Raw genomic sequence first — 23,492 nt, 5'->3', positions numbered from 1 at the left:
GAAAAACAATGCAATTCTTATTTTAAGTATGGCTACTTTTTTAGTAGCTATGTGTAGTTGCGACTGTGTTTGCGATATGATGCATGATGTTCGAGAAAGAATATAATTTTTTAGTATTGTTATTGTAATATACATGGTTTTTGTGTATAATTTCTTTAAATCGTTGACAAAGATAAGTATCTATTTATATTTTTTTAGAGAGAACATGGTTGGTGGGAATGTTTATGATAGAATAGAGAAAGCTACTTTCGAGTGTAAGTAAAACTTACCGGTGACACACCGTTATTGTGAATTGAGGGGCATGTATTTATACATGAACTAGGATGGTACCGCGATTAGTCGTTCCTAGAAATAGGACGACTTTTTATATTTTAGGAGGAAAAAATGAAACAGTTAAGTGGAAATCAAGTAAGACAAATGTTCTTAGATTACTTTGAAAGTAAAGGACATAAAGTAGAGCCTAGTCATTCTTTAATACCAAATGATGATCCTACTTTATTATGGATTAATGCAGGAGTAGCAGCAATTAAAAAATATTTTGATGGTTCAATTACACCTGAAAATCCTAGAATTACCAATGCTCAAAAATCAATACGTACAAATGATATTGAAAATGTTGGTAAAACGGCAAGACATCATACTTTTTTTGAAATGTTAGGAAACTTTTCAATAGGAGATTATTTTAAAGAAGAAGCAATTGATTTTGCTTGGGAATTTTTAACAGATGAAAAATGGATTGGTTTTGAAAAAGATAAATTATATATTACAGTCCATGATGGAGATGATTTTGCATATGATTATTGGGTTAATAAAAAAGGAATCGATCCAACACATATGTTAAAAACTCCTGGAAACTTTTGGGAAATTGGAGAAGGACCTTGTGGACCTGATTCTGAAATATTCTATGATCGTGGAGATTTCTATGATTTGGAAGGACTAGGTACAAAGTTATTTTATGAAGAGTTAGAAAATGATCGTTATGTAGAAATATGGAATTTAGTATTTTCTCAATATAATTCTAAAGATGGTGTTGCTAGAGAAGAATATCAAGAATTACCACAAAAGAATATAGATACTGGAATGGGATTAGAACGTTTAGTAAGTATTATTCAACAAGGGGAAACTAATTTTGATACTGATTTCTTTTTACCAATTATTCATGCAGTAGAAGCAAAAGCAAATTGTGCATATAGTGATAATAAGATGGCTTATCGTGTTATTGCAGATCATATTCGTACAGTTACCTTTGCTTTAAGTGATGGAGCATTATTTGATAATGCCGGTAGAGGATATGTGTTACGTCGAATTTTACGTCGTGCTGTTCGTTTTGGAAAACAAATTGGAATTGAACAAGCATTTATGTATGAGTTAGTACAAGTAGTATGTGATATTATGAAGGACTATTATACAAATTTACCGGAACAAGTTGATTTAGTAACTAAATTAGTAAAAAGAGAAGAAGAAGCTTTCCATAAAACATTAAGTAATGGAGAAAAGTTATTAGGTGATATTATTGCTAAAAACACAAGTGGTATAATTGAAGGGAAAGATGTATTTAAGTTATATGATACTTATGGTTTTCCTTTTGAATTAACGTTAGAAATTGCAGAAGAATCAAATAAAGAAGTGGATGAAAAAGGATTTAGAGAAGAATTGAAAATTCAACAAGTTCGTTCTCGTAGTTCAAGAAGTGATGTAGAATCAATGGCTAGTCAAAATATTGATTTAATGGAATTTATGGAATGTTCAAGTTTTGATTATGATCCTAAGATTAGTACTGGTAAAGTTATTGGTTTATTTAAAGAAGGCCAAAATGTAGAAGTATTAGAAGGAGAAGGACAAGTTATTTTAGATGCTACTACTTTCTATGCAACGATGGGTGGTCAATGTAATGATACTGGTGTAATGTATAATGAACAAACAAAACTAACAGTAGTAAATGTATTGAGTGCTCCAAATAAACAACATTTACATTGTGTAACAGTTGAATCTGGAACAGTGCAATTAGGAGATGAATTCACATTAGAAGTAGATGTAGCTAGACGTAGTCGCATTACTGCAAATCATACAGCTACGCATATTTTACAAAAAGCATTACAAGTTACATTAGGAACACATGTTCACCAAGCGGGTTCTTATGTGGATGATGAGCGTTTACGTTTTGACTTTACACATTTTGAAAAAATAAGTGATGAACAATTAACAATGATTGAAGAAAAAGTGAATGAAGAAATTTTCAAAGGAGAATTAGTTACTATTGAATCAATGAGTCAAGAGGAAGCAATTGAAAAAGGTGCGATGGCTTTATTTGGTGAGAAGTATGGAGATGTTGTTCGTGTAGTTAGTGTTGGTGATTATTCTGTGGAATTATGTGGTGGTTGCCATGTAACGAATAGTGCTAGTATTGGATTATTTAAAATTGAAACAGAAGAAAGTATTGGTAGTGGTACAAGACGTATTGAAGCAGTTACTGGTAAAAAAGCATATGATGCATTGATTGCTAAGAAGAATACAGTATTAATGATTGCGGATACGTTAAAATTAAAAAATCAAAATGATGTAGTTACAAAAGTAGAATCTATTGTAAAAGAATTACATGATACGAAAAAAGAATTAGAAGCACTTACTTCTAAAATGAATAGTTTAGTTGCTGCAAGTAAAGCAAATGATGTTTTAGATATCAATGGACTAAAGGTATTATTGGTAGAAGAAGAAATGGAAGCTGGGAAAGCAAAACAATTAGCGTTTGATTATCGTGATCAATTAGAAAGTGGTGTTGTAATTTTAGTAGCAAAACAAGAAGATAAATGTTCTTATTTTGTTGCTGTTACCAAAGATATTGTTGCAACAGGTAAAAAAGCTGGTGATATTGTGAAAAATATAAATGCTTTGGTAGATGGACGAGGTGGTGGAAAGCCAGATTTAGCACAAGGTGGTTGTGTTTATAACGATACAAAAAATGTAATTTTGCAAGCTTTGAAAAACATTTTGTAATTTCCTATTAAATGGTGTAAAATATTGTAGTATGAAAGGGGGTAGGATTATGAAAGATTTATCCAAAACAAAAGTTTTTAGCTCTGAAGAAATGCGTCATGAAATGATTAAAAATAATCTTCAAACTGTTATTGGTGCTTTGGAAGAAAGAGGATATAATGCAGTGCATCAAATATCCGGATACCTAGTATCAAATGATCCTGCTTATATTTCTAGTTATAAAAATGCTAGAAGTATTATTCAACAAATTGATCGTGATGAAATCATAGAAGAATTAGTGAAATCATATTTGGAGAAATAAATGGAAAAAATAATTGGTTTAGACTTGGGATCAGTCACATGCGGAATTGCGATGTCTGATGTCTTAGGAATGATAGCTCACGGTGTTGAAACATTTCATTTTGAAAAAGATCAAGATGAAGCGGCAGTAGTACGAGTTAGCGAACTTGCTAAAGAAAATAACGTTAAAAAAATATGTTTAGGTTTACCTAAACATATGAATGGAGACATTGGAGAACGTGCTCAAATTTCAATTGATTTTAAAGCGAAACTAGAAGCAGCAATTCCTGGAGTAGAGGTTATCTTAATTGATGAACGACTTACTACCAAGGTTGCTCAAAATGCACTTATCTTTGCAGATGTTTCAAGAAAAAAAAGAAAGAAAGTCATTGATAAAATGGCAGCAGTGACAATTTTACAAGGTTATTTAGATAGTCACTAGAGAAAGGAATGTAACATGGAAGCAAACAAAATTATTGTAATTGACGAAAGCGGTAAAGAAATTCAAATGGAAGTATTATTTACTTTCGATGATCCTGAATCAGGGAAAAAATATGTTTTATATTTTAATCCAGAATTAGATGAAATGGAAATCTTTGCATCAGGATATGATGATGAAGGAAATTTATTTGAAGTTGAAACTCCTGAAGAGTGGGAAATGATTGAAGAAATTTTTAATACATTTGTAGCTGAACAAGAGTCAAAAGAAGGACATGAATGTTGTGGTGGGCACGGACATCATCATGATGAAGATCATGAATGTTGTGGTGGGCACGGACATCACGAAGAAGGTCATGAATGTTGTGGTGGGCACGGACATCACGAAGAAGGTCATGAATGTTGTGGTGGACACGGACATCATGAAGAAGGACATGAATGTTGTGGTGGACACGGACATGATGAAGATCATGAATGTTGTGGTGGACACAAAGAAGATGAAGAACACGAATGTAAATGTTCAAAATAATCGAAACAAAGCTAAGATTACTTAGCTTTTTTCTATAAGGAGAAGGAAAATGGCAATATTTAAAGGTGGTATTTTTACAAAAAGAAGAGAGTTAGATTCGTTTTTTGTAAATTCATATGGAAATGCACAAACAAGAGGAGTTTATACATTTACGATTGATGTTGAAACTGGAGAAATCTTTTTCAAATCACATTTCAAAACGCCTACAAATCCTATTTATAGTTTTAATTATGGGAGATTTGTTTGTACAACTTATAAAAATAGAACTGGAGCACTTTCTGATGGTGGGGTATGTAGTTATACATCAACAGCTCAAACATTATCACTAGTGTCACGAGTTACGGATGAGGGAAAAACTTATATGCATGGCTGTGTGAATGGTGATGATGTAAGTGCGGATAAGTTCTTTGGAGTAGATTACTATAATGGGGAAATTATGGTAGCTCGAATTGTTAAGAAAAAATTAAATAAAGTAATCTATGTACATAAATTAGAAGGTGTGGGAGTGGATCCAATACGTCAAACTCAATCACATCCACATTATGTTGGATTTACACCTGATAATCAATTATATGTCGTAGATTTGGGACTTGATCGTGTTATAGTATTTGATGTTCAAGAGGATGGTACATTGGTAGAAGATGTTGATGTTAGTTTTGATGTAACACCAGGATATGGTCCTCGTCAAATGACTTTTAATAAAGAAGGTACAATTGCATATGTTGTAAATGAATTAGTAAATACGATTTGTGTCTATCGTTATGAAAATAAAACATTTACTTTTATGCAAGAAATAGATTCTTATGATAAAGAAAAATTCCCTGAAGAAGATAACTTAGTTTCTGAGTTTAAACTTACAGAGGATGGTTTATTAGCAGTTGTTTTAAATAGAGGGCATGATAGTGTTACTTTGTTTTCAATAAATGAAGATGGAAGTTTAACTTATCAAGATTTTGTGGATACTTCTGCAAATCCTCGTTGTTTAGAGATTTTTAGAGATCGTTGGATTGTGGTTGGTTGTCAAAAAGGTGGAATTATCGAAGTTGTAGAAATTTCACGTGAGAAAAATGGATTATTGTTTGAAAGAGATTATTCATACTTGATTGCTGAACCAGTTTGTATTAATGAATTCTTTGATATTTTAGAAAGAAAAGGTACTACAAATAATTCTGGAGTATAATACTAATTTAGTGTAAGATAACTTGAGGCTTTATCAAAGCCTAAGTTATCTTGTACTAGTAAAGAAGGCTATTGACCTTCTTTTTATTTGAAAGAATAAGTAAATTCATTTATAATGTAAAAAGGAGGAATTTTCATGAAATTAAAAATAATAGTAGGTATTCTATTTGTTTTGTTATTGACAACAATTGCGACTACAACTTATATGTATAGTAGTGGTTTAGAAGCAGTAGGTAGTGATGAGGATGTTATTGTTACTATTGAAGGTGGTGACAGTAGTGTTTTAACACAGTTAGAGGAAGCTGGTTTATTAAGTAACAAACTATCAGCACAAGTTTATCTAAAAATCACAGACCATGCGTTTCAAGCAAATACATATGTTTTAAATACAAGTATGGATTTCGAAGAGATTTGTGCTATTTTAAATGAAGGATCTTTTGAATATTTATTAAAAGATACTTTGACAGTAATTGAAGGAACTTCAGTTGCAGATTTTGCAACAGAAGTAGCTAGTAAATTAGGTATTACTCAAAATGATGTAATAACGAAATGGGCAGATCAAGATTATTTAGAAAGTTTAATTGAGGAATATTGGTTTATTAGTGATGAAATCTTATCAGAAGAATTATATTTTCCTTTAGAAGGGTATTTGGCACCAAATACCTATTATATAACAGAGAGTGATCCTACTATAGAATCTATTACAAAACTAATGTTAGATCAAATGGATGTAGTATTAAGTCAATATCAAAGTGAAATAGAGTCTTTTGAAGTAGATGGAGAAGTTTGGTCTGTTCATCAGTTTTTAACTTTTGCTTCTATTGTTGAAAGTGAGTCTTTGTATGAGGAAGATCATAGTAAAATAGCGGGAGTGTTTATTAATCGTTTAGAAGATCATACAAGTGCAGGTACTTATTGTTTGTTACAAAGTGATGTTACTGTTAATTATGCAAATCAAGTAAAGAAGGTTGCTGTTACTTATTCTGATTTAGCAGTTGATTCAGGATATAATACTTATTTATATGCAGGATTACCAGTAGGGCCAGTAAGTTCAGTGAGTGAGATTATTATAGAGTCTTGTTTGAATTATGTAGAGATGGATGAGTTTTATTTCTTTGCTATTTCTTCAGGAGAAGTAATTTATAGTGTGACATATAGTGAACATTTAGAAGGTATTAGTGAAGCAAAGGCGGATGGTTTATGGTTGGAGGATTAGTTTGTTTTGATGCTATTGAAAAACATGCTTTGGATCGTAATATTCCGGTTATGCAAAAAGAAGGAATTGAATTTTTAATTGATACATTTCAGCAACATCAATGTAAAAGTTGTTTAGAGATTGGTAGTGCTATTGGTTATTCATCGATGATGATGGTAAGTAATATTGATTCTTTTGTTGTAGAGACTATTGAAATTGATGAAGCACGTTATCAGGAAGCACAAAAGAATATTAAGGATTATCAGTTAGAAGATAAAATTTTTATTCATTTAGATGATGCTTTGGAATTTGATTGTAATAATAGAGTTTTTAAATCTTATGATTGTTTATTTATTGATGCTGCAAAAGCGCAGTATCAAAAGTTTTTTGAAAAATACATCCCTTTTTTAAAAGAAGATGGGATATGTATTGTTGATAATTTAGATTTTCATGGGATGATATATGATATTGATAATATTAAGAATAGAAACACAAAACAATTAGTGAAAAAAATTAAACGATTTAAGGATTGGATTTTTGATCATGATGCTTATAGTGTAGAATACTATCCTATTGGTGATGGGATTTGTGTAATAAAAAGAAGGTAAAGTATGGAATATTTTGTTTCAATAAATAATGTAAATACAAGAGAACAATTAGAAAAAATTGGTGTAAAGCATTTTGTGTGTGGAATGCAACAATTTTCATGTCGACAATCAATATCTTTTGATTATCAACAGTTGGATTGTTTTGTTCGTGATTGTAAGGAAAAAGTATATGTTTTGGTGAATGCTTTAATTGAAGAAAAATATCTTGATGATTTACGATTACATTTAAAAAAAATAATAGAATGTGGTATTGAGGGTATCTTTTTTCAAGATTTTGGAGTTTTGAATATTTGTAAAAAATTACAATTTCAAGGACAAATGATTTATGCTCCTGATACATTAAATACAAATTATGCTACTTTAAATGTATTGCTTTATCAAGGTGTTACGATGGCTTTTTTAGCACGTGAAATATCGTTAGAACAGAAGTTAGAAATAGTGGCACATAGTAAGATGCCTTTAATGATGCAAGTTCATGGAGTGGAATATATGGCATATTCGAAACGTCATTTACTGACGAATTATTATGAACATCATAAAATAGAGGATAAAGGGAATAACTTTATTCAAGCAACAGGGGTAGATTATCGTTGTCATATCTATGAAGATAGGAATGGTACTCATATTTTAAGTGAAAAACAAATGGAATGTTTGAGTATTTTTGAACAAGTGAAAGATATTCCTTATGGTTATATTGAATCAATGTATTTGAGTGATAATGAATTAGTGGATGTAGTGACAAGTTATTTTCAAGAAGATAAGTTACAAGCTAAAAATTGGTTGCAAGAAAAATATCCAAATGTAGCGTATTATCATAGTTTTTTATTTGATGAGACGGTATATAAAATGGAAGATGTAAGAAAGCGAGAAGCAGATGAGAAAAATATCAAAATATCAAAATAATCGTCGTGTTATCGTGAAGAAACCAGAATTATTAGCTCCAGCTGGGAATCTTGAAAAACTGAAGGTAGCGATTCTTTATGGAGCAGATGCAGTATTTGTTGGAGGAAAAGAGTTTTCTTTGCGATCAAATGCATCTAATTTTTCATTAGAAGATATTCGAGAGGGTGTTGAGTTTGCTAGAAAACATGGGGCTGATATTCATGTTACTTGTAATATTATTTTGCATGATGATAATTTAGAAGGAATTGAAGAATATTTATGTGCTTTAGATAATATTGGAGTAAAGGCAATTATTGTTGCTGATCCATATATTATGCATGTTGCAAAAAGTTTACATTTAAAATTAGAAGTTCATGTTTCTACACAACTTTCCTCATTAAATAGTGAAGCTATTGATTTTTTTGTAGCAATGGGGATGGATCGTGTTGTATTAGGTAGAGAAGTTAGTTATGAAGACTTGGTAGTGATTCGTAATAATAATGCGGTGGATATAGAGTATTTTATTCACGGAGCAATGTGTGTGCATTATTCAGGAAGGTGCATGTTATCTAATTATTTCTCACATCGTGATGCAAATAGAGGCGGTTGTTCGCAATCTTGTCGTTGGGATTATGATTTATATCAAGATAGTCAATTAGTCAATGACAAAGAAAATAAGTTTAGTATGTCTTCTAAAGATATGGCATTAGGGTTAAATATTACTAGTTTAATTGAATTAGGAATTGATTCTTTTAAAATAGAAGGAAGAATGAAGTCTTTACATTATGTTGCAACAGTAGTTTCAACGTATCGTAAACTAATTGATACATATTGTCAGGATCCTGATGGATTTATAAATAGTGATTTTTATAAAAAAGAATTATTAAAGGCAGCAAATCGTGCTGTTTGTGATGGCTTTTATTATGATAAGATGGATCAAGATAGTCAATTGTTTTCTTCTCGTCAAGAGCATCCTACTCAAGAATTTGTGATGCGTGTTTTGGATTATGATAAAACAACGAAACGAGCATTAATTGAACAAAGGAATTATTTTAAGGTGGGTGAAAGAATAGAAATATTCTCTCCTAGACATGATAATATTGAATTTGTAGTGACAAAAATATATAATGAATTACAAGAGGAAGTGGATGTTGCAAATCATCCAATGGAGTTATTGTATATTGATATGGATCATGAGGTTATGTTCAATGATATGGGAAGGAAGGTAGTGTAATGAAAAAAGTAGTTTTTATTGGTATTGCTGGAGGTAGTGCTTCTGGGAAAACTTCGATTGCAACTAAGATGTATGATTATTTTAAAGGACGTCATACAACTAAAATAATTAAGTATGACGATTATTATAAAGATCAAAGTCATCTGTCAATGGAAGAAAGAGTAAAAACAAATTATGATCATCCTTTTGCATTTGATAGTGAGCTTTTAGTGAGTCATTTAGAAAGCTTGAAAGCAGGTAATTCGATTGAAAAACCTACTTATGATTTTGTAGAACATAATCGTAGCTCTATAACGGAAATAATTGAGCCTAGAGAGGTTTTTATTATTGAAGGGTTATTTGTTCTAGGAGAACAAAAAATACGTGATTTATGCGATATTTTGATTTATGTAGATACTGATTCAGATATTCGCTTTATTCGTCGTTTAAGAAGAGATGTAGAAGATAGAGGACGTAGTTTGGATTCAGTTTGTAATCAATATTTAGATACTGTTCGACCAATGCATGAACAATTTATTGAACCAACAAAGAAGTTTGCACATGTGATTATTCCTGAAGGTGGAAGTAATCATGTTGCAATTGATTTATTAATTACAAAAATATCTAGTATTGTTGATTAATACTAGTATTTTTTACTAAAATATGATATATTACTAATTACGAGGTGAAATTATGGAACACGAAAAAGTACTGTTAACGCAAGACGGTTTAGAAAAATTAAAACTTGAAAGAGAACAATTGGTTAATGTAGAAAGACCACTAGTTATTGAAGAACTTCAATTAGCTCGTTCTCAAGGGGATTTATCAGAAAATGCTGATTATGATTCTGCTAGAGAAAAACAAGCTCATTTAGAAGCTAGAGTAAAAGAAATAGATTATATGATTCAACATGCAGAACTTATTTCTGAAGAACAAATTGATCTTGAAGTAGTAAAAGCAGGGAATACTGTTACTTTAATAGATTTGTCTGAGAAAAAAGGAAAGCCTGAAGTTTTCAAAATTGTTGGTTCTTTTGAAACAGATCCTGAAAATGGAAAAATATCAAATGAATCACCATTAGCAAAAGCTGTTTTAGGACATGGTGTTAATGAAGTAGTAACTGTAGGGGTTGCAGATCCTTATGATGTTAAAATTGTAAAAATTGAATTTGTGCATTAGTCAATATTGAAATGGATATTATTGCATAAGATTAAATAACGAGTATAATAACATGCTCGTTTTTTTGTAATTAAATAAAAAAGCTTATAGTAGTGTTTTTAGTTTTTAAAGGAGAACATTTTTAGATAAAGAAATAAAGAACGAAGTTGTTAATCAACTTCGTTCTTTATGCATTTAGAGAGGATATTTATTTTGTTTTTTTAATAATAATAGAAAAAGGATAGGTACGAAAAAAGCAATCGAACGAATAGTTAGAGATGTTATTGGAATAATAGGATAAGACCAAATAATACTAATTATAAAATAAATAATAATAAATAAAAGATGTAATAACAAAGGGAATTTAATAGATTGTTTAAAAAAGAATAAACTAATTATTATCAATAAAAAACAACTTAAAAAGGTTGTTATTAGTTGATAAATCCATGTGTTAATTGGTATAAAAGATAAAAAAATGGCAAAAATGAAACTAAATAATAAGTAACTAATGAAAAGGAAACAGTATCCTTTTAAACATATATAGATATAGGATCTCATAAGTACCTCCTATTTTAGTATATGATAACAGGAAGAAAGTAGAATAAAATGATTGAAATTATTTTAACATGCATAAAATTATATATCTATTTGATTATACTATTAAGATTCTTTGGAAAAAAAGAGTTTAGTCAATTAAATGTGTTTGATTTTGTTATCTTTTTAATATTGGCTGAATTAATGGCTTTGTCAGTAGGGAGTGAAGATTTTCCATTTTATTATAGTGTTATTGCTACCTTTTCATTAATTATGATTGATAGAATAATCAGTATCCTTTTATTAAAGAACAAACATATCCGTGATATATTAGAAGGGAGACCAACTTATATTATATTTGATGGTTGTATTTGTCAAAAGAACATGAAAAAACTTCGTTATACAATTGATGATTTATTTCATCAATTAAGAGTAGGGGGAGTAGATAGTGTGGATAATGTTGCTTTTGCAATGTTAGAAACAAATGGACAGCTATCTATTATATTAAAAGAAAATCAAATGTTAGATATCCCAGAACCTTTAATAAATGATGGAAATATTAATGATTATGTTTTATGTAGTCTACAAATAAATAGAAAACAATTTATTTATGAATTATTTAGTTTAGGGTACCAACCAAAGGATATCTTTTATTGTGGTATGAAAGAAGGAGAATATCAAATTATTATAAAAGAAAAATAATTAAAAAACCATATTCAATAAAGAATATGGTTTTCATACTTTAATCTTTTGATAATAACATTGTATCATTGTCCATTTCAAATCCAACCGCTTTTTCAAACATTTCCAATAAGTCAGATACTTTTAACTTTTTCTTTTCTTCACCTTTTACATCTAAAATAATAGTACCTTCATGCATCATAATTAAACGATTACCAAAAGTAATAGCATCTTTCATGTTATGAGTAACCATTAAAGCAGTTAAGTTATCTTCACTAATTAATTCTTCTGTTAAATCAAGTACTTTTTTTGCAGTACGAGGATCTAATGCAGCAGTATGTTCATCTAATAACAATAGTTTTGGTTTTTGTAAAGTAGCCATTAACAGTGTAAGGGCTTGTCTTTGTCCACCAGATAGTAAACCGACCTTAGATGTCGTTCTTGTTTCTAAACCTAAATCAAGTCTTTTTAAAGCTTCTTGATAGATTTCTTTTTCTTCTGGTTTAATACCCCAACCTAATGTTCTTTTACGTCCACGACGATATGCAATTGCAAGATTTTCTTGAATTTCCATATCAGCAGCAGTTCCAAGCATTGGATCTTGGAAAACACGACCAATTAAATTAGCACGTTTGTATTGAGGCTCTTGTGAAATGTTATGACCATCTAAATAAATATAACCTTGATCAATTGGATAAACTCCTGCAACCATATTTAAAATCGTACTTTTTCCAGCACCATTTCCTCCAATAATTGTAACAAAATCTCCACGATCAAGTTTTAAATTAATATCTTTTAGAGCTACCTTTTCATTGATTGTATCTTTATTAAAGGTTTTATAGACATGTTTAATTTCTAACATCTTATAACTCCTTTCCTGTTAACTTCTTATAAGAAGAAACTTGTTTACGTTTTTCTAATAATACTGGAACAGCAAGGGCAACAGCTACTAAGATAGCAGATAATAGTTTCAAGTCATCTGTATTTAAACCCATTTGTAATACAATAGCAACAATAATACGATAAATAATAGAACCTACCACAATCGAGAACAAACGGAAACGGAATCCACCTTTACGACCAAAGATAACTTCTCCAATTACAATAGAAGCAAGTCCAATTACGATTGCACCAATTCCCATTTTAACATCAGCTGATGATTGTTGTTGAGCAACCAATGCTCCAGACATGGCAATTAAACCATTACCAATCATTAAACCGAGCACTTTTGTTGTATTGGTATTAATTCCTTGGGCTGTAACCATATTCTCATTATTACCAGTAGCTCGGATTGCACTTCCAATTTCTGTTCCGAAAAACCAATAACATAAACTAATAACAATAACAACACAGACACTACCAACCATAATAGTTACGGCAGAAGATCCAAGACCTGTTATTTCCATTAGATTTTTGAAAATAGTATCATATTGTAATAATGGTAGATTTGATCTACCCATAATACGTAAGTTGATAGAATACAAACCTAATTGAGTTAAAATACCAGCTAAGATAGGGGGTATTTTACATTTTGTATGTAAAAAACCAGTAATAAATCCAGCGGCAAAACCAGCAATTGTAGCCAAAACAACACCAATCACAACATTTCCACCATTTGTTATCCAAATGGCACAAACAGCTCCACCAGTAGCAAAACTACCATCCACTGTTAAATCTGCAAAATCTAATAAACGATAAGTCAAATAAACACCCAGTGCCATAATTCCCCATAAAATACCTTGACCAACGGCACTTTGTATGGCAAGTAATATACTAGTCATATTAATCTCCTATTTTTATTCAGTAGTTACAATTGTTGCACCTTCTAATAAAGATTCATCAATAGTAATTCCTAACTGATCAATAACATCTTGATTGAATTGTAATTCACAGCTTTCTGCATCTAAATATACAATAGACATTTCTGAAGGAACAGATTCACCATTTAAAATTAAAGCAGCTTGTTCACCAGCTAAAACACCTAATTCATAGTAATCTAAAGCAATTGAAGCTAAACCACCAGCAGTAACCATACCACCTTCACCAACAACTGTAGGAATACCATTTTCATTTGCTACTAAAGCAACAGAAGACATATATTCAGCTAATAAGTTATCAGTAGGGATATAAATACCATCTACTTTACCAACTAAAGATTCAGTAACTTGTTGAATAGTACTAGAATCAGAAACAGTAGCGATTTCAACATTAACACCTAAACCTTCTAAGATTTCTTGTGCAATTTCAGCTTGATAAATAGAATTATCTTCTGAACTACAATACATAATAGCAATAGTTTCTGCATCTGGAACAATATCTAACAATAATTCTAATTGTGCTTCAATTGGACCTAAATCACTAGCACCACAAACATTTGTACCAGATAATTCATTTGATTCCACTAAACCAGCACTTTCAGGATCTGTAATTGCTGAAACAACAATAGGGATATCTGTAGTTGCACTAGCAACAGCTTGAGCGCTTGTAGTTGCAATTGCATAAATTAAATCACTACCATCATTTACTAATTTATCAGCGATAGTAACACAGTTAGAACTATCACCTTGTGCATTTTCAAATACAATATTAATGTTTTCACCATCCACATAACCTGCAGCAGCTAAACCATCCACAAAACCTTCATAAGATGCATCTAATGCACTATGTTCAGCTAATTGTAAAACTCCAATAGTTAACATGTCACTATCGGCATCATCTTCACTACATCCAGCAACAGCTAGACACATAGAAAATGCAAGACATACTTTTAATAATTTTTTCATTTTCATTTTCTCCCTTTTTCTCCCATACATGTAATAAAAAAACTCATCCCAATAGAGGACGAGCGAATCGTGGTACCACCTCAAGTTTTCTGTGTTTTCACAAACCCAGACTTACAAGTAAATTACTTACATGGTAACGGATGTTAACCGATGATGCCTACTGTTAGTTCAGCATATAACTCCATGGTGAATTCAATAATGTGAATGAGTTACTTGCACCAACCGTAACTTCTCTAATTCATCTTCATTATTTACTAGTCCACTTCAACGTATTTATTAATGTAATGTTATTAACATGATAAATTATTTTCAAAACAATGTCAACAGAAAAATCACACAACAAACCAACATTTTTTTTGCTTTTTCACAAAAAAACAAATAATATATAGCATAAACCAAAAGCTTATTCAATATTGAATAAGCTTACATCAAGATAAGAGTATATCTAAAGACATCATTACAATAAAACCAATAACAAAAGCAAATGATCCTAAATCTTTTTTGGAAGCATTACTTGCTTCTGGAATTAATTCTTGAACACATACAAAAACCATTGCTCCAGCAGCAAAAGATAATGCAAAAGGTAATAAACCATCTAAAAAAGAAGCAAATAAAAATCCTAAGATAGCACTAGGGATTTCTACTAATCCAGAAAACTGACCATACATAATGGAACTCTTTTTACTTCTTCCACACTGATGCATTGGTAGTGCAACAGCGGTGCCTTCAGGAAAATTTTGAATCCCAATCCCTATCGATAAAATTAATGCTGGTAAATAGTTGTTATTTACAACACCTGCAAAAGCTACTCCAACAGCTAAACCTTCGGGAATATTATGCAATGTCATTGCAAACATCAGTACTTTATTTTTTAAATATTTTTCTTCCTGTTCATGAATTAGGGCATGTTCGTGAGGAAAAAAGAAGTCGGTGACTTTTAAAAACAACACACCACATAAAAACCCAATTGGAATAATTAGTAAATAGAAGGTATTTAAGCCTTCTAAACGCTCTTTTGCAGGAAGTAATAATGAAAAAAAAGATGCAGCAATCATAATACCAGCGGAGCTACCTAAAGCAATACTTACTAGTTTTTTGCTTTCTGTTTTTACAAAACAAATTAGACTTGCTCCTAGAAATGTCATTAACCAGTTAAATGTTGCTGCTAGAAAAACAAATAATAACGGACTATAAATATATAAATGATCCAATCCATTCACCTCACTTATTATATGCATCTTTTATAAAAGTGTTTGGGCTCATAAAAAAAAGAGGATTTACATCCTCTTAAAAACCAAAATCAACATATTCTTCTGTTGTAACAATTAAAATAGCTTTACTACTAATTGTTTGTTTTTTATTATCAAAAGTAGGTAATACTGTATATTCTACTTTATCTCTTTTTTGAACATCTTCATCATAAACAAAATCAGCTTGTCTAAAGAAGATACCATCTTCTTTATAATCAGAACCTATTGTACCGATTTTAGATTTATCATTATAATAAACAACACTAGCTTCTTTTCTTTCTACTAATAAAGATAAGTTAGTCATTACTTTATTATAAACAATATCATATAAATCACTAGAAGAAGCAGTAGTTTCATATTCTTTTAATGCAGTATATGCAATATTTTTTTCTTTTGTTAAAGCACTAATAAATTCATCAACACAACTAATTAATTCTTCTTTTTCAGTTTTAGTGATAGCTGCTAATAATTTTTTATACATTTCTAAATGATCAATTGAATATCCTTTTTCAAAGAATGCATGTAATAAATAAATATTTGCTTCTTTTTGATCACCATTTTCACTAAATACAGTATATAAGACATCATTGAAGTCAACTCCACGAATACGGTTTTGTAGTGATAAGAAAGCATGTTTTGCTTCTACATAATCTTTTGTTTCTACTAAAGATAAAGCACGATAGTATGCAATCCAAGATTGAGCATTGTAATGCCATTTAAGATTTAAGCTATAAGCAATATTTGCTTGTGTAATACATTCTTCATATTGTTTAGTTTCATATAAAGCACGTACTAATAAACGATAATAACGTTCTTTTTGTGATTCAAATTCTTTTCCTTCTTTATTTGTAAAAGGTTCCATTGATAAATCACTTACTTCATAATTTCCTAATAACTCAATTAAACGAGAGTAGTCAATAGGGTTAGAATTAGTAACAACACGAATAGCTTTATTTAATGTTGCATTGAAAGGTGAAAATCTTTCAGGTTTGCACATTGAAATAATTTTTTCAACCTTTTCAAAAAAAGTATCTAAATCTGCTTTGATTTTTTCATCTTCCACATTGATATAAGTATTGTATAATACATATCCATATTGGTTAATATATTGTTTTAATTCTGGTACTTCATTTAAGAATGTTTCTCCCACTAAACATGCTTCTTCCACCATATCCAATGATTTCAATAATTTCATGTAATCATTTGCAAGTGATTCTGTGAAAAGAGTAGGACTAGCCTCAAATTTCATTTTGTATAGTTCATAGTTTTTTTGTTCGATTTCTGTCATAAAATTTTCCTCCGCTTTTCCATTATAACATAAAATTAAATCGTTTTCATTATTATTCATAAAATAATGTTTTGTATTACATGTTTCTATGATATAATACATTAGACAAATAACGAGGTGAAGAGAATGAATAAACAAGTGTTTAGAATGGATTTTTATGGAAAAAATCTAGAAGTAGAAGTAGGGGAAATCGCAAAACAAGCGAATGGATCAGTTTTAGTACGTTATAATGATACTGTTATTTTATCAACAGTAACAGCTGGTAAAACGCCAAAGGATATTGACTTTTTCCCATTAACAGTTACATATGAAGAAAAATTATATTCAGTAGGGAAAATTCCTGGAGGATTTTTAAAGAGAGAGGGACGTCCTAGTGAACATGGGACATTAACGTCTAGAATGATTGACCGTCCAATTCGTCCATTATTTGCGGATGGATTTAGAAATGAAGTACAAAGTGTGAATACGGTTCTTTCAGTAGATCAAGATGCTAGTCCTGAGATGGCGGCAATGTTTGGAGCTTCTTTGGCTTTATGTGTTTCCGATATTCCTTTTAATGGACCGATTGCAGGTGTGAATGTAGGTTTAGTTGATGGTGAGTTTATTGTTAACGGAACTCCAAAACAATTAGAAAATAGTTTAATTAACTTAGAAGTAGCTGGAACTAAATATGCGATTAACATGGTAGAAGCAGATGCAAAAGAAGTAGATGAAGAAACAATGTTAGAAGCTTTAATGTTTGGGCATGAAAAAATTAAAGAATTAATTGCTTTCCAAGAAACAATTTTAGAATCTTTTGGTAAAGAAAAAATCGAAATTCCTTTATTCCAATTAGAAGATTCTTTAGTAGAAGAAATCTCAAATCGTGCAAATGATGAAATGATAAAAGCAGTATCTATTCCTGGTAAGTTAGAAAGATATGCAGCTATTGATGATTTAATGGATGCTGTTATTAGTGAATATGATGCAATGGAATATGAAAGTGATGCAAGCAAAGCAAAAGTAATGAAACAAGTAAAAATCATTTTACATGATTTAGAAAAAGATGAAGTACGTCGTTTAATTACAGTTGATAAAGTAAGACCAGATGGTCGTAAAATCGATGAAATTCGTCCTTTAAATTCACAAACTGATTTATTACCAAGAGTACATGGTTCTGCATTATTTACTCGTGGTGAAACACAAGTATTATCTGTTTGTACGTTAGGAGCACAAGGAGAATATCAAAAAATTGATGGTTTAGGTGTAGAAGATCAAAAAAGATTTATGCATCATTATAACTTCCCACCATATTCAGTAGGGGAAACAGGACGTATGGGTTCACCAGGACGTCGTGAAATCGGACATGGAGCATTAGGAGAAAGAGCTTTATTACAAGTGATTCCTAATGAAGAAGCATTCCCATATACTATTCGTTTAGTATCAGAAGTATTGGAATCAAATGGTTCTTCATCACAAGCATCTATTTGTGCATCTTCGATGGCTTTAATGGCTGCTGGGGTACCTATTAGTTCACCAGTATCTGGAATTGCAATGGGATTAGTTGTAAAAGGTGATGATTATACTATTTTATCTGATATTCAAGGTATGGAAGATCATTTAGGAGATATGGATTTTAAAGTTGCTGGTACTGATAAAGGTATTTGTGCTTTACAAATGGATATTAAAATTGATGGTATTACAAAAGAAATTATCCAAGAAGCGTTAGCTCAAGCAAAAGTTGGTAGAAAACAAATTATGGACAATATGTTAGCTACAATCGAAGGACCTAGAGAAGAATTATCAACATATGCTCCAAAAGTATTTATGATGCATATTCATCCAGATCAAATTAGAGATGTAATTGGTCAAGGTGGTAAAGTAATTAATGAAATTATTGAAAAATCAAATGATGTTAAGATTGATATTGAACAAGATGGTAAAGTAGTTATTTATCATACTGATAAAGCATCTATTGATATTGCTGCTGGTTTAATTCAAGCAATTGTTAAAAAAGCAGAAGTAGGAGAAGTGTATGATGGAAAAGTAGTTCGTGTTGAAAAATACGGTGCGTTCGTACAATTATTTGAAGGAACAGATGGTTTATTACATGTTTCTCAAATTGCTCATGAAAGAGTTGAAAATCCTGCAGATATCTTTAAAATCGGAGATATTGTTAAAGTTAAAGTAACGGAAGTAGATGAAAAAGGACGTGTTAATATTTCACGTAAAGTGTTGCTTCCAAAACCAATTAAAAAAGAAGAAAAGAAAGAAGAAAAATAATATGGAACCTATTGTATTAGCGAGTAGCTCTCCTAGAAGGAGAGAATTACTAGAGCAATACAACATTCCTTATATTGTAGACTTTGAAGAAATAGAGGAAGTGTTGGATGAAAGTCTAACACTTTTTTATCAATTACAAATGTTAGCAATAGACAAAGGAAAAGTTGTAGCATCTAGACATTTGCAGGAAGTAGTAATTAGTTGTGATACGATGGTTTGTCTCCATCATAAAATGTTAGGAAAAGCAAATAATCGTCAACATGCTAGAGAAATGCTTCAAGCAATGTCAAATCAAAAACAAACTGTATATAGTGCAGTAGCAATCTTTTATAAAGGACAAATACATACTTTTGTAGAAAGTAGTGATGTTTATTTTAAAGAGTTATCATCGAGGGAAATAGAAGATTATTTAGACACAAATGAGTGGGTTGGTAAAGCTGGTGCTTATGCAATTCAAGGTATTGGAAATTGTCTAGTAGAGAAGGTAGAAGGCAGTTTCGAGACTATCATAGGGTTTCCAGTATTTCGTATTCTTGAAGTTTTAGTAAAAATTAAAACTATTTAGTAAAGTTATTTATGTAAACGGTAACATTATTGTTGAATTTTTTCACAAACATATATATAATAAGGTTATATGGAGGTTGTGTTTATGACAAATGGGAAAATTAAAAAAATCGCATTATTAACTGCTGGAGGAGATTGTCCAGGGTTGAACGCGGTTATTCGTACGATTACAAAAACTGCTATTCATGAATATGGATATGAAGTTATTGGGTACGTATATGGATATAGAGGGTTATATCAAAATAACTTTATTGAATTAACGGAAGATAAAGTAGAAAACATTCATAAAGAAGGTGGATCTATTTTATTTAGTTCAAATAAAGATAATTTATTTGATTATTTAGTTGATGATGGTAATGGTGGTAAAGTTAAAAAAGATGTTTCTTACGTAGGTGTAGAAAACATGAAAAAAGAAGGTGTTGACGCTTTAATTGTTTTAGGTGGAGATGGTTCTTTAACAAGTGCTAGAGATTTCTCTAGACTAGGTGTGAATGTAATTGGTGTTCCTAAAACAATGGATAATGATTTACCAGCTACTGATTTAACATATGGATTTATTAGTGCAATGTCTGTTGGTACTGATTTTATTGATCGTTTATCTACAACTGCAAAATCACATCATCGTGTTTTGTGTTGTGAGTTAATGGGTAGAGATGCTGGATGGATTGCTTTATATGCGGGTCTTGCTGGAAATGCATCTTGTATATTAATTCCAGAAATTCCTTTTACAATTGATAACATTAAAAAACACGTAGAAGCACGTGATAAAGCAGGATATCCTTATACTGTTATTGCGGTAGCTGAAGGTGCAAAATATGCAGATGGAACTAAAGTGATTGGTAAGATTGTAGAAGATAGTCCTGATCCAATCCGTTATTCTGGTTTAGCTGCAAAAGTGGCAGATGATTTAGAAGCAGTAATCGAAAATCATGAAGTACGTTCTGTTAATCCTGGACATATTATTCGTGGTGGAGATATTGATCCTTATGATCGTATTCTTGCTATTCGTTTTGGAGTAAAAGCTTGTCAAATGATTGATGAACAATTATTTGGTAATGTAGTTACTTTAAAAGGTGAAAATATGACATATACTTCTTTAGAAGAAGTAATTGGGGATGCTAAGTTTGGAAAACAAAAACATGTAGAACCAGATGGAGAATTAGTAAAAGCAGCGAAGTCAATTGGCGTATGCTTTGGAGATGAATAGTAGATATTGAAAAATACACTCTTTTTAAAGGTAATATAACTTAAAAAAGAGTGTTTTTATTATTAGAGGGAGGATAAGATGAAAAAGACAATTATTACAAAAGACAATTTATTTGTGTTACATACAAAAACGACAACCTATGCTTTTCATGTGATTGAATCTGGTCATATAGAGCATTTATATTATGGTACTACATTACCTATTACAAATAGTTATGAAGCAATTAAACCAAAATATGAGTTTAGAGAAGGGAATTTGATTACCTATGATTCACTTTATTCTTTTGTAGGATTAGAAAATCGTAATTTAGAAATTAGTACAAGAGGAAAAGGTGATATTCGTGAACCTATGGTAGAGATTACTTATTCTAATGGTTGTTCAACTTGTGATTTTTTATATGATAGTTATAAAATTCATAAAAAACAAGCTTTATTAACGTTACCTTGTAGTTATGATGAAAATGAAGAAGTTGAAACATTGGTTATTCTTTTAAAAGATAAACAATATGATTTGGAATTAGAGTTACATTATTCTGTTTTCTATGATAGTGATGTTATTGTTAAAAGTACGAAATTAAGAAACTGTAGTAAAAATGAAGTAAAAGTAGATCGTTTACTTAGTGCCCAATTAGATTTTGATAAAGGACCCTATGTATTTCATACATTTAAAGGTGCTTGGATTCGTGAAATGAATCATCAACAAACGATATGTCAACAAGGGATTGTGGTAAATGACTCGAAATGTGGAACTTCCAGTAGTCGTAGTAATCCTTTTGTTATGATTAGTACACCACAAACTAGTGAAGATTATGGAGATTGTTTTGGTTGTAATTTAATTTATAGCGGAAATCATTATGAAGCAATGGAAGTAAATGCTTTTTGTAATAATCATTTTTTATGTGGTGTGAATCCTTTTGGGTTCCAATATAATTTAGATCCTGGTAGTACATTAGAAGCTCCAGAAGCAGTTTTAACGTATTCAAATAATGGATATGGTGGTATGAGCCAACATATGCATCAATTTGTAAAAGAACATATTGTACGTGGTGTTTGGAAGAACAAAGAAAGACCAGTATTATTAAATAGTTGGGAAGCATCTTATTTTGATTTCAATGAAAAATCTCTACTAGAGCTTGCTAAAGCAGGGAAAGATGTCGGTGTAGAGTTGTTTGTATTAGATGATGGTTGGTTTGGAAAAAGAAACAATGATCGCTCATCATTAGGTGATTGGTATGTTAATAAAAAGAAACTACCTAATGGTTTAGAGGGTTTAGCCAAAAAAGTTAATCAGTTAGGTATGGATTTTGGGATATGGGTAGAACCTGAAATGGTTAGTTATGATAGTGATTGCTATCGCAATCATCCTGAATTTGCAGTTGAAATACCAGGACAAAGACATTCATTAGGGCGTCATCAATTATTATTAGATTTAACAAATGAAAAGGTTCAAGATTATTTGATTGATCAAATGACTCAAGTATTTTCAAGTGCAAACATTAGCTATGTAAAGTGGGATATGAATCGAATTGTAAGTGATGCTTTTTCTCAATGTTTAGGTAGTCAATATCAAGGAGAATTTTATCATCGATACATGCTTGGTCTTTATCGAGTGTTAGAAGTTTTAACTACTTCTTTTCCGACTATTCTTTTTGAAAGTTGTGCTTCAGGAGGGAATCGTTTTGATTTAGGAATGATGTGTTATATGCCTCAAGTTTGGGCTAGTGACAATACAGATGCAATATGTCGTAGTGAAATTCAAACAGGGTGTAGCTATGGATATCCAATGTCTGTTATTGGGGCGCATGTATCAGCTTGTCCAAATCATCAAACATTAAGAAATACTTCTTTAGAAACACGTTTTCAAGTTGCTTGTTTTGGTTTGTTAGGTTATGAATGTAATTTAGTAGATATGAATAAAGAAGAATTAGGAAAGATAAAAGAACAAATTATTTGGTATAAAAAATATCGTAAGGTATTACAGTTTGGTAATTATTATCGTTTGAAAAATGAAGAGGGTATTTATCAATGGATTACTGTTTCTAAGGATAGAACAATTGCTATTGGTTGCTATTTACAAACACTTGTAAAGGCTAATTTTGTATCTGGTTATTTTAAGGCAAAAGGGTTATGTAATAATGGACAATATCATTTTACAAATAGAATGATTACTTTTGATGAAAAAGAATTAGGGAATTTAGTTGATCAAGTAAAAAAAGATGAAATGAATCGATTTTGTTGTGAACAAGAGGATTATACAATTAATGGACTTGTTTTATCTACTATTGGCGTGCGATTAAAACAAGGATTTGGAGGTTCTCATTATAATGAAAATATTCGTATATTCCAAGATTTTGCAAGTCGAATTTATATAATGGAAGAAATAAAAAGGGTTTAAATTATAAAAGTGTGTAATCGTTTTTTAAAAGCGAATAGAAAAGAGGGGAGTAAG

The 23,492-nt window shown here is 30.6% G+C and carries 21 protein-coding genes and 2 other annotated features; of the genes, 16 read left to right on the top strand and 5 right to left on the bottom strand.

Features of this window, described 5'->3' with window-relative positions; translation table 11 throughout:
- Positions 1–154 precede the first annotated feature (154 nt).
- Positions 155–350 (top strand) — a binding site (T-box leader).
- Positions 351–384: 34 nt separating this feature from the next.
- From alaS to LRR82_RS05740, 12 genes are all read left to right on the top strand, one after another.
- The gene (gene alaS, locus LRR82_RS05795; RefSeq protein ID WP_249028489.1) at positions 385–2,994 is read left to right on the top strand and encodes an alanine--tRNA ligase; all 2,610 of its coding nucleotides are present in this window, start codon (positions 385–387) and stop codon (positions 2,992–2,994) included.
- Between the two features lie 49 nt (positions 2,995–3,043).
- Entirely contained in the window at positions 3,044–3,295 is a 252-nt protein-coding gene (locus tag LRR82_RS05790; protein WP_283162773.1) for an IreB family regulatory phosphoprotein, read from the top strand.
- Positions 3,296–3,715 carry a Holliday junction resolvase RuvX gene (ruvX, locus tag LRR82_RS05785; protein ID WP_249028488.1) on the top strand — a complete coding sequence of 140 codons (420 nt, stop codon included), beginning with the start codon at positions 3,296–3,298 and terminating at the stop codon, positions 3,713–3,715.
- A gap of 15 nt (positions 3,716–3,730) precedes the next feature.
- Positions 3,731–4,240 carry a DUF1292 domain-containing protein gene (locus LRR82_RS05780; RefSeq protein ID WP_249028487.1) on the top strand — a complete coding sequence of 170 codons (510 nt, stop codon included), beginning with the start codon at positions 3,731–3,733 and terminating at the stop codon, positions 4,238–4,240.
- A gap of 49 nt (positions 4,241–4,289) precedes the next feature.
- On the top strand, positions 4,290–5,420 hold the full coding sequence (locus LRR82_RS05775) for a lactonase family protein (RefSeq protein WP_249028486.1): 1,131 nt from the start codon (positions 4,290–4,292) through the stop codon (positions 5,418–5,420).
- Positions 5,421–5,555: 135 nt separating this feature from the next.
- Positions 5,556–6,635, top strand: a complete 1,080-nt coding sequence (mltG, locus tag LRR82_RS05770) for an endolytic transglycosylase MltG (RefSeq protein ID WP_249028485.1) — start codon at positions 5,556–5,558, stop codon at positions 6,633–6,635.
- Positions 6,620–7,222 (top strand): O-methyltransferase, encoded by a 603-nt coding sequence (locus LRR82_RS05765; RefSeq protein WP_249028484.1) that lies wholly within the window; start codon positions 6,620–6,622, stop codon positions 7,220–7,222. The genes mltG and LRR82_RS05765 overlap by 16 nt, the downstream gene beginning before the upstream one ends.
- A 3-nt stretch (positions 7,223–7,225) precedes the next feature.
- A complete protein-coding gene (locus tag LRR82_RS05760; RefSeq protein ID WP_249028483.1) occupies positions 7,226–8,125 on the top strand; it encodes a peptidase U32 family protein in 900 nt (299 codons plus the stop codon).
- Positions 8,097–9,338, top strand: a complete 1,242-nt coding sequence (locus tag LRR82_RS05755; RefSeq protein ID WP_249028482.1) for a peptidase U32 family protein — start codon at positions 8,097–8,099, stop codon at positions 9,336–9,338. Before LRR82_RS05760 ends, LRR82_RS05755 begins: the two co-directional genes overlap by 29 nt.
- A complete protein-coding gene (udk, locus tag LRR82_RS05750) occupies positions 9,338–9,958 on the top strand; it encodes a uridine kinase (RefSeq protein ID WP_249028481.1) in 621 nt (206 codons plus the stop codon). The genes LRR82_RS05755 and udk overlap by 1 nt, the downstream gene beginning before the upstream one ends.
- 52 nt (positions 9,959–10,010) lie before the next feature.
- Entirely contained in the window at positions 10,011–10,496 is a 486-nt protein-coding gene (gene greA, locus LRR82_RS05745) for a transcription elongation factor GreA (protein ID WP_249028480.1), read from the top strand.
- A 585-nt stretch (positions 10,497–11,081) separates the two neighbouring features.
- On the top strand, positions 11,082–11,711 hold the full coding sequence (locus LRR82_RS05740) for a DUF421 domain-containing protein (protein WP_249028479.1): 630 nt from the start codon (positions 11,082–11,084) through the stop codon (positions 11,709–11,711).
- A gap of 40 nt (positions 11,712–11,751) precedes the next feature.
- Here the strand turns inward: LRR82_RS05740 and LRR82_RS05735 are convergent, their stop codons facing one another.
- The 5 genes from LRR82_RS05735 to LRR82_RS05715 form a co-directional block, all read right to left on the bottom strand.
- Positions 11,752–12,552 (bottom strand): ABC transporter ATP-binding protein, encoded by an 801-nt coding sequence (locus tag LRR82_RS05735; protein WP_249028478.1) that lies wholly within the window; start codon positions 12,550–12,552, stop codon positions 11,752–11,754.
- A 1-nt stretch (position 12,553) separates the two neighbouring features.
- A complete protein-coding gene (locus LRR82_RS05730; protein ID WP_249028477.1) occupies positions 12,554–13,471 on the bottom strand; it encodes an ABC transporter permease in 918 nt (305 codons plus the stop codon).
- 15 nt (positions 13,472–13,486) lie between these two features.
- Complete coding sequence (locus LRR82_RS05725) at positions 13,487–14,473, bottom strand: ABC transporter substrate-binding protein (RefSeq protein WP_249028476.1); 987 nt, start codon at positions 14,471–14,473, stop codon at positions 13,487–13,489.
- Between the two features lie 51 nt (positions 14,474–14,524).
- Positions 14,525–14,750 (bottom strand) — a binding site (T-box leader).
- A gap of 151 nt (positions 14,751–14,901) precedes the next feature.
- Positions 14,902–15,693, bottom strand: a complete 792-nt coding sequence (locus tag LRR82_RS05720) for a ZIP family metal transporter (protein WP_249030583.1) — start codon at positions 15,691–15,693, stop codon at positions 14,902–14,904.
- A gap of 67 nt (positions 15,694–15,760) precedes the next feature.
- On the bottom strand, positions 15,761–17,011 hold the full coding sequence (locus tag LRR82_RS05715) for a hypothetical protein (RefSeq protein WP_249028475.1): 1,251 nt from the start codon (positions 17,009–17,011) through the stop codon (positions 15,761–15,763).
- A 126-nt stretch (positions 17,012–17,137) separates the two neighbouring features.
- On the opposite strand from LRR82_RS05715, the gene pnp reads away from it, so the two are divergent.
- The 4 genes from pnp to LRR82_RS05695 all read left to right on the top strand — a co-directional run bounded on the left by pnp (position 17,138) and on the right by LRR82_RS05695 (position 23,438).
- A complete protein-coding gene (gene pnp, locus LRR82_RS05710) occupies positions 17,138–19,273 on the top strand; it encodes a polyribonucleotide nucleotidyltransferase (RefSeq protein ID WP_249028474.1) in 2,136 nt (711 codons plus the stop codon).
- 1 nt (position 19,274) lies between these two features.
- Positions 19,275–19,838 (top strand): Maf family protein, encoded by a 564-nt coding sequence (locus LRR82_RS05705; RefSeq protein WP_249030568.1) that lies wholly within the window; start codon positions 19,275–19,277, stop codon positions 19,836–19,838.
- A gap of 84 nt (positions 19,839–19,922) precedes the next feature.
- Positions 19,923–21,044: a 6-phosphofructokinase gene (locus LRR82_RS05700; RefSeq protein ID WP_249030567.1), complete on the top strand. Its 1,122-nt coding sequence runs from the start codon at positions 19,923–19,925 to the stop codon at positions 21,042–21,044.
- A 78-nt stretch (positions 21,045–21,122) separates the two neighbouring features.
- A complete protein-coding gene (locus LRR82_RS05695; protein ID WP_249030566.1) occupies positions 21,123–23,438 on the top strand; it encodes an alpha-galactosidase in 2,316 nt (771 codons plus the stop codon).
- Positions 23,439–23,492: the final 54 nt, after the last annotated feature.

It is taken from the genome of Tannockella kyphosi (assembly GCF_021054785.1).
In the GTDB taxonomy this organism is placed as follows: Bacteria; Bacillota_I; Bacilli_A; order Erysipelotrichales; family Coprobacillaceae; genus Tannockella; species Tannockella kyphosi.
This window is presented reverse-complemented; position numbering and strand designations above follow the sequence as displayed.

What these genes read in the sequence shown, in the direction of transcription:
- alaS (WP_249028489.1), top strand. Translation starts at nt 385, where the DNA reads ATGAAACAGTTAAGTGGAAATCAAGTAAGACAAATGTTCTTAGATTAC.
- LRR82_RS05790 (WP_283162773.1), top strand. Translation starts at nt 3,044, where the DNA reads ATGAAAGATTTATCCAAAACAAAAGTTTTTAGCTCTGAAGAAATGCGT.
- ruvX (WP_249028488.1), top strand. Translation starts at nt 3,296, where the DNA reads ATGGAAAAAATAATTGGTTTAGACTTGGGATCAGTCACATGCGGAATT.
- LRR82_RS05780 (WP_249028487.1), top strand. Translation starts at nt 3,731, where the DNA reads ATGGAAGCAAACAAAATTATTGTAATTGACGAAAGCGGTAAAGAAATT.
- LRR82_RS05775 (WP_249028486.1), top strand. Translation starts at nt 4,290, where the DNA reads ATGGCAATATTTAAAGGTGGTATTTTTACAAAAAGAAGAGAGTTAGAT.
- mltG (WP_249028485.1), top strand. Translation starts at nt 5,556, where the DNA reads ATGAAATTAAAAATAATAGTAGGTATTCTATTTGTTTTGTTATTGACA.
- LRR82_RS05765 (WP_249028484.1), top strand. Translation starts at nt 6,620, where the DNA reads ATGGTTGGAGGATTAGTTTGTTTTGATGCTATTGAAAAACATGCTTTG.
- LRR82_RS05760 (WP_249028483.1), top strand. Translation starts at nt 7,226, where the DNA reads ATGGAATATTTTGTTTCAATAAATAATGTAAATACAAGAGAACAATTA.
- LRR82_RS05755 (WP_249028482.1), top strand. Translation starts at nt 8,097, where the DNA reads ATGAGAAAAATATCAAAATATCAAAATAATCGTCGTGTTATCGTGAAG.
- udk (WP_249028481.1), top strand. Translation starts at nt 9,338, where the DNA reads ATGAAAAAAGTAGTTTTTATTGGTATTGCTGGAGGTAGTGCTTCTGGG.
- greA (WP_249028480.1), top strand. Translation starts at nt 10,011, where the DNA reads ATGGAACACGAAAAAGTACTGTTAACGCAAGACGGTTTAGAAAAATTA.
- LRR82_RS05740 (WP_249028479.1), top strand. Translation starts at nt 11,082, where the DNA reads ATGATTGAAATTATTTTAACATGCATAAAATTATATATCTATTTGATT.
- LRR82_RS05735 (WP_249028478.1), bottom strand. Translation starts at nt 12,552, where the DNA reads ATGTTAGAAATTAAACATGTCTATAAAACCTTTAATAAAGATACAATC.
- LRR82_RS05730 (WP_249028477.1), bottom strand. Translation starts at nt 13,471, where the DNA reads ATGACTAGTATATTACTTGCCATACAAAGTGCCGTTGGTCAAGGTATT.
- LRR82_RS05725 (WP_249028476.1), bottom strand. Translation starts at nt 14,473, where the DNA reads ATGAAAAAATTATTAAAAGTATGTCTTGCATTTTCTATGTGTCTAGCT.
- LRR82_RS05715 (WP_249028475.1), bottom strand. Translation starts at nt 17,011, where the DNA reads ATGACAGAAATCGAACAAAAAAACTATGAACTATACAAAATGAAATTT.
- pnp (WP_249028474.1), top strand. Translation starts at nt 17,138, where the DNA reads ATGAATAAACAAGTGTTTAGAATGGATTTTTATGGAAAAAATCTAGAA.
- LRR82_RS05705 (WP_249030568.1), top strand. Translation starts at nt 19,275, where the DNA reads ATGGAACCTATTGTATTAGCGAGTAGCTCTCCTAGAAGGAGAGAATTA.
- LRR82_RS05700 (WP_249030567.1), top strand. Translation starts at nt 19,923, where the DNA reads ATGACAAATGGGAAAATTAAAAAAATCGCATTATTAACTGCTGGAGGA.
- LRR82_RS05695 (WP_249030566.1), top strand. Translation starts at nt 21,123, where the DNA reads ATGAAAAAGACAATTATTACAAAAGACAATTTATTTGTGTTACATACA.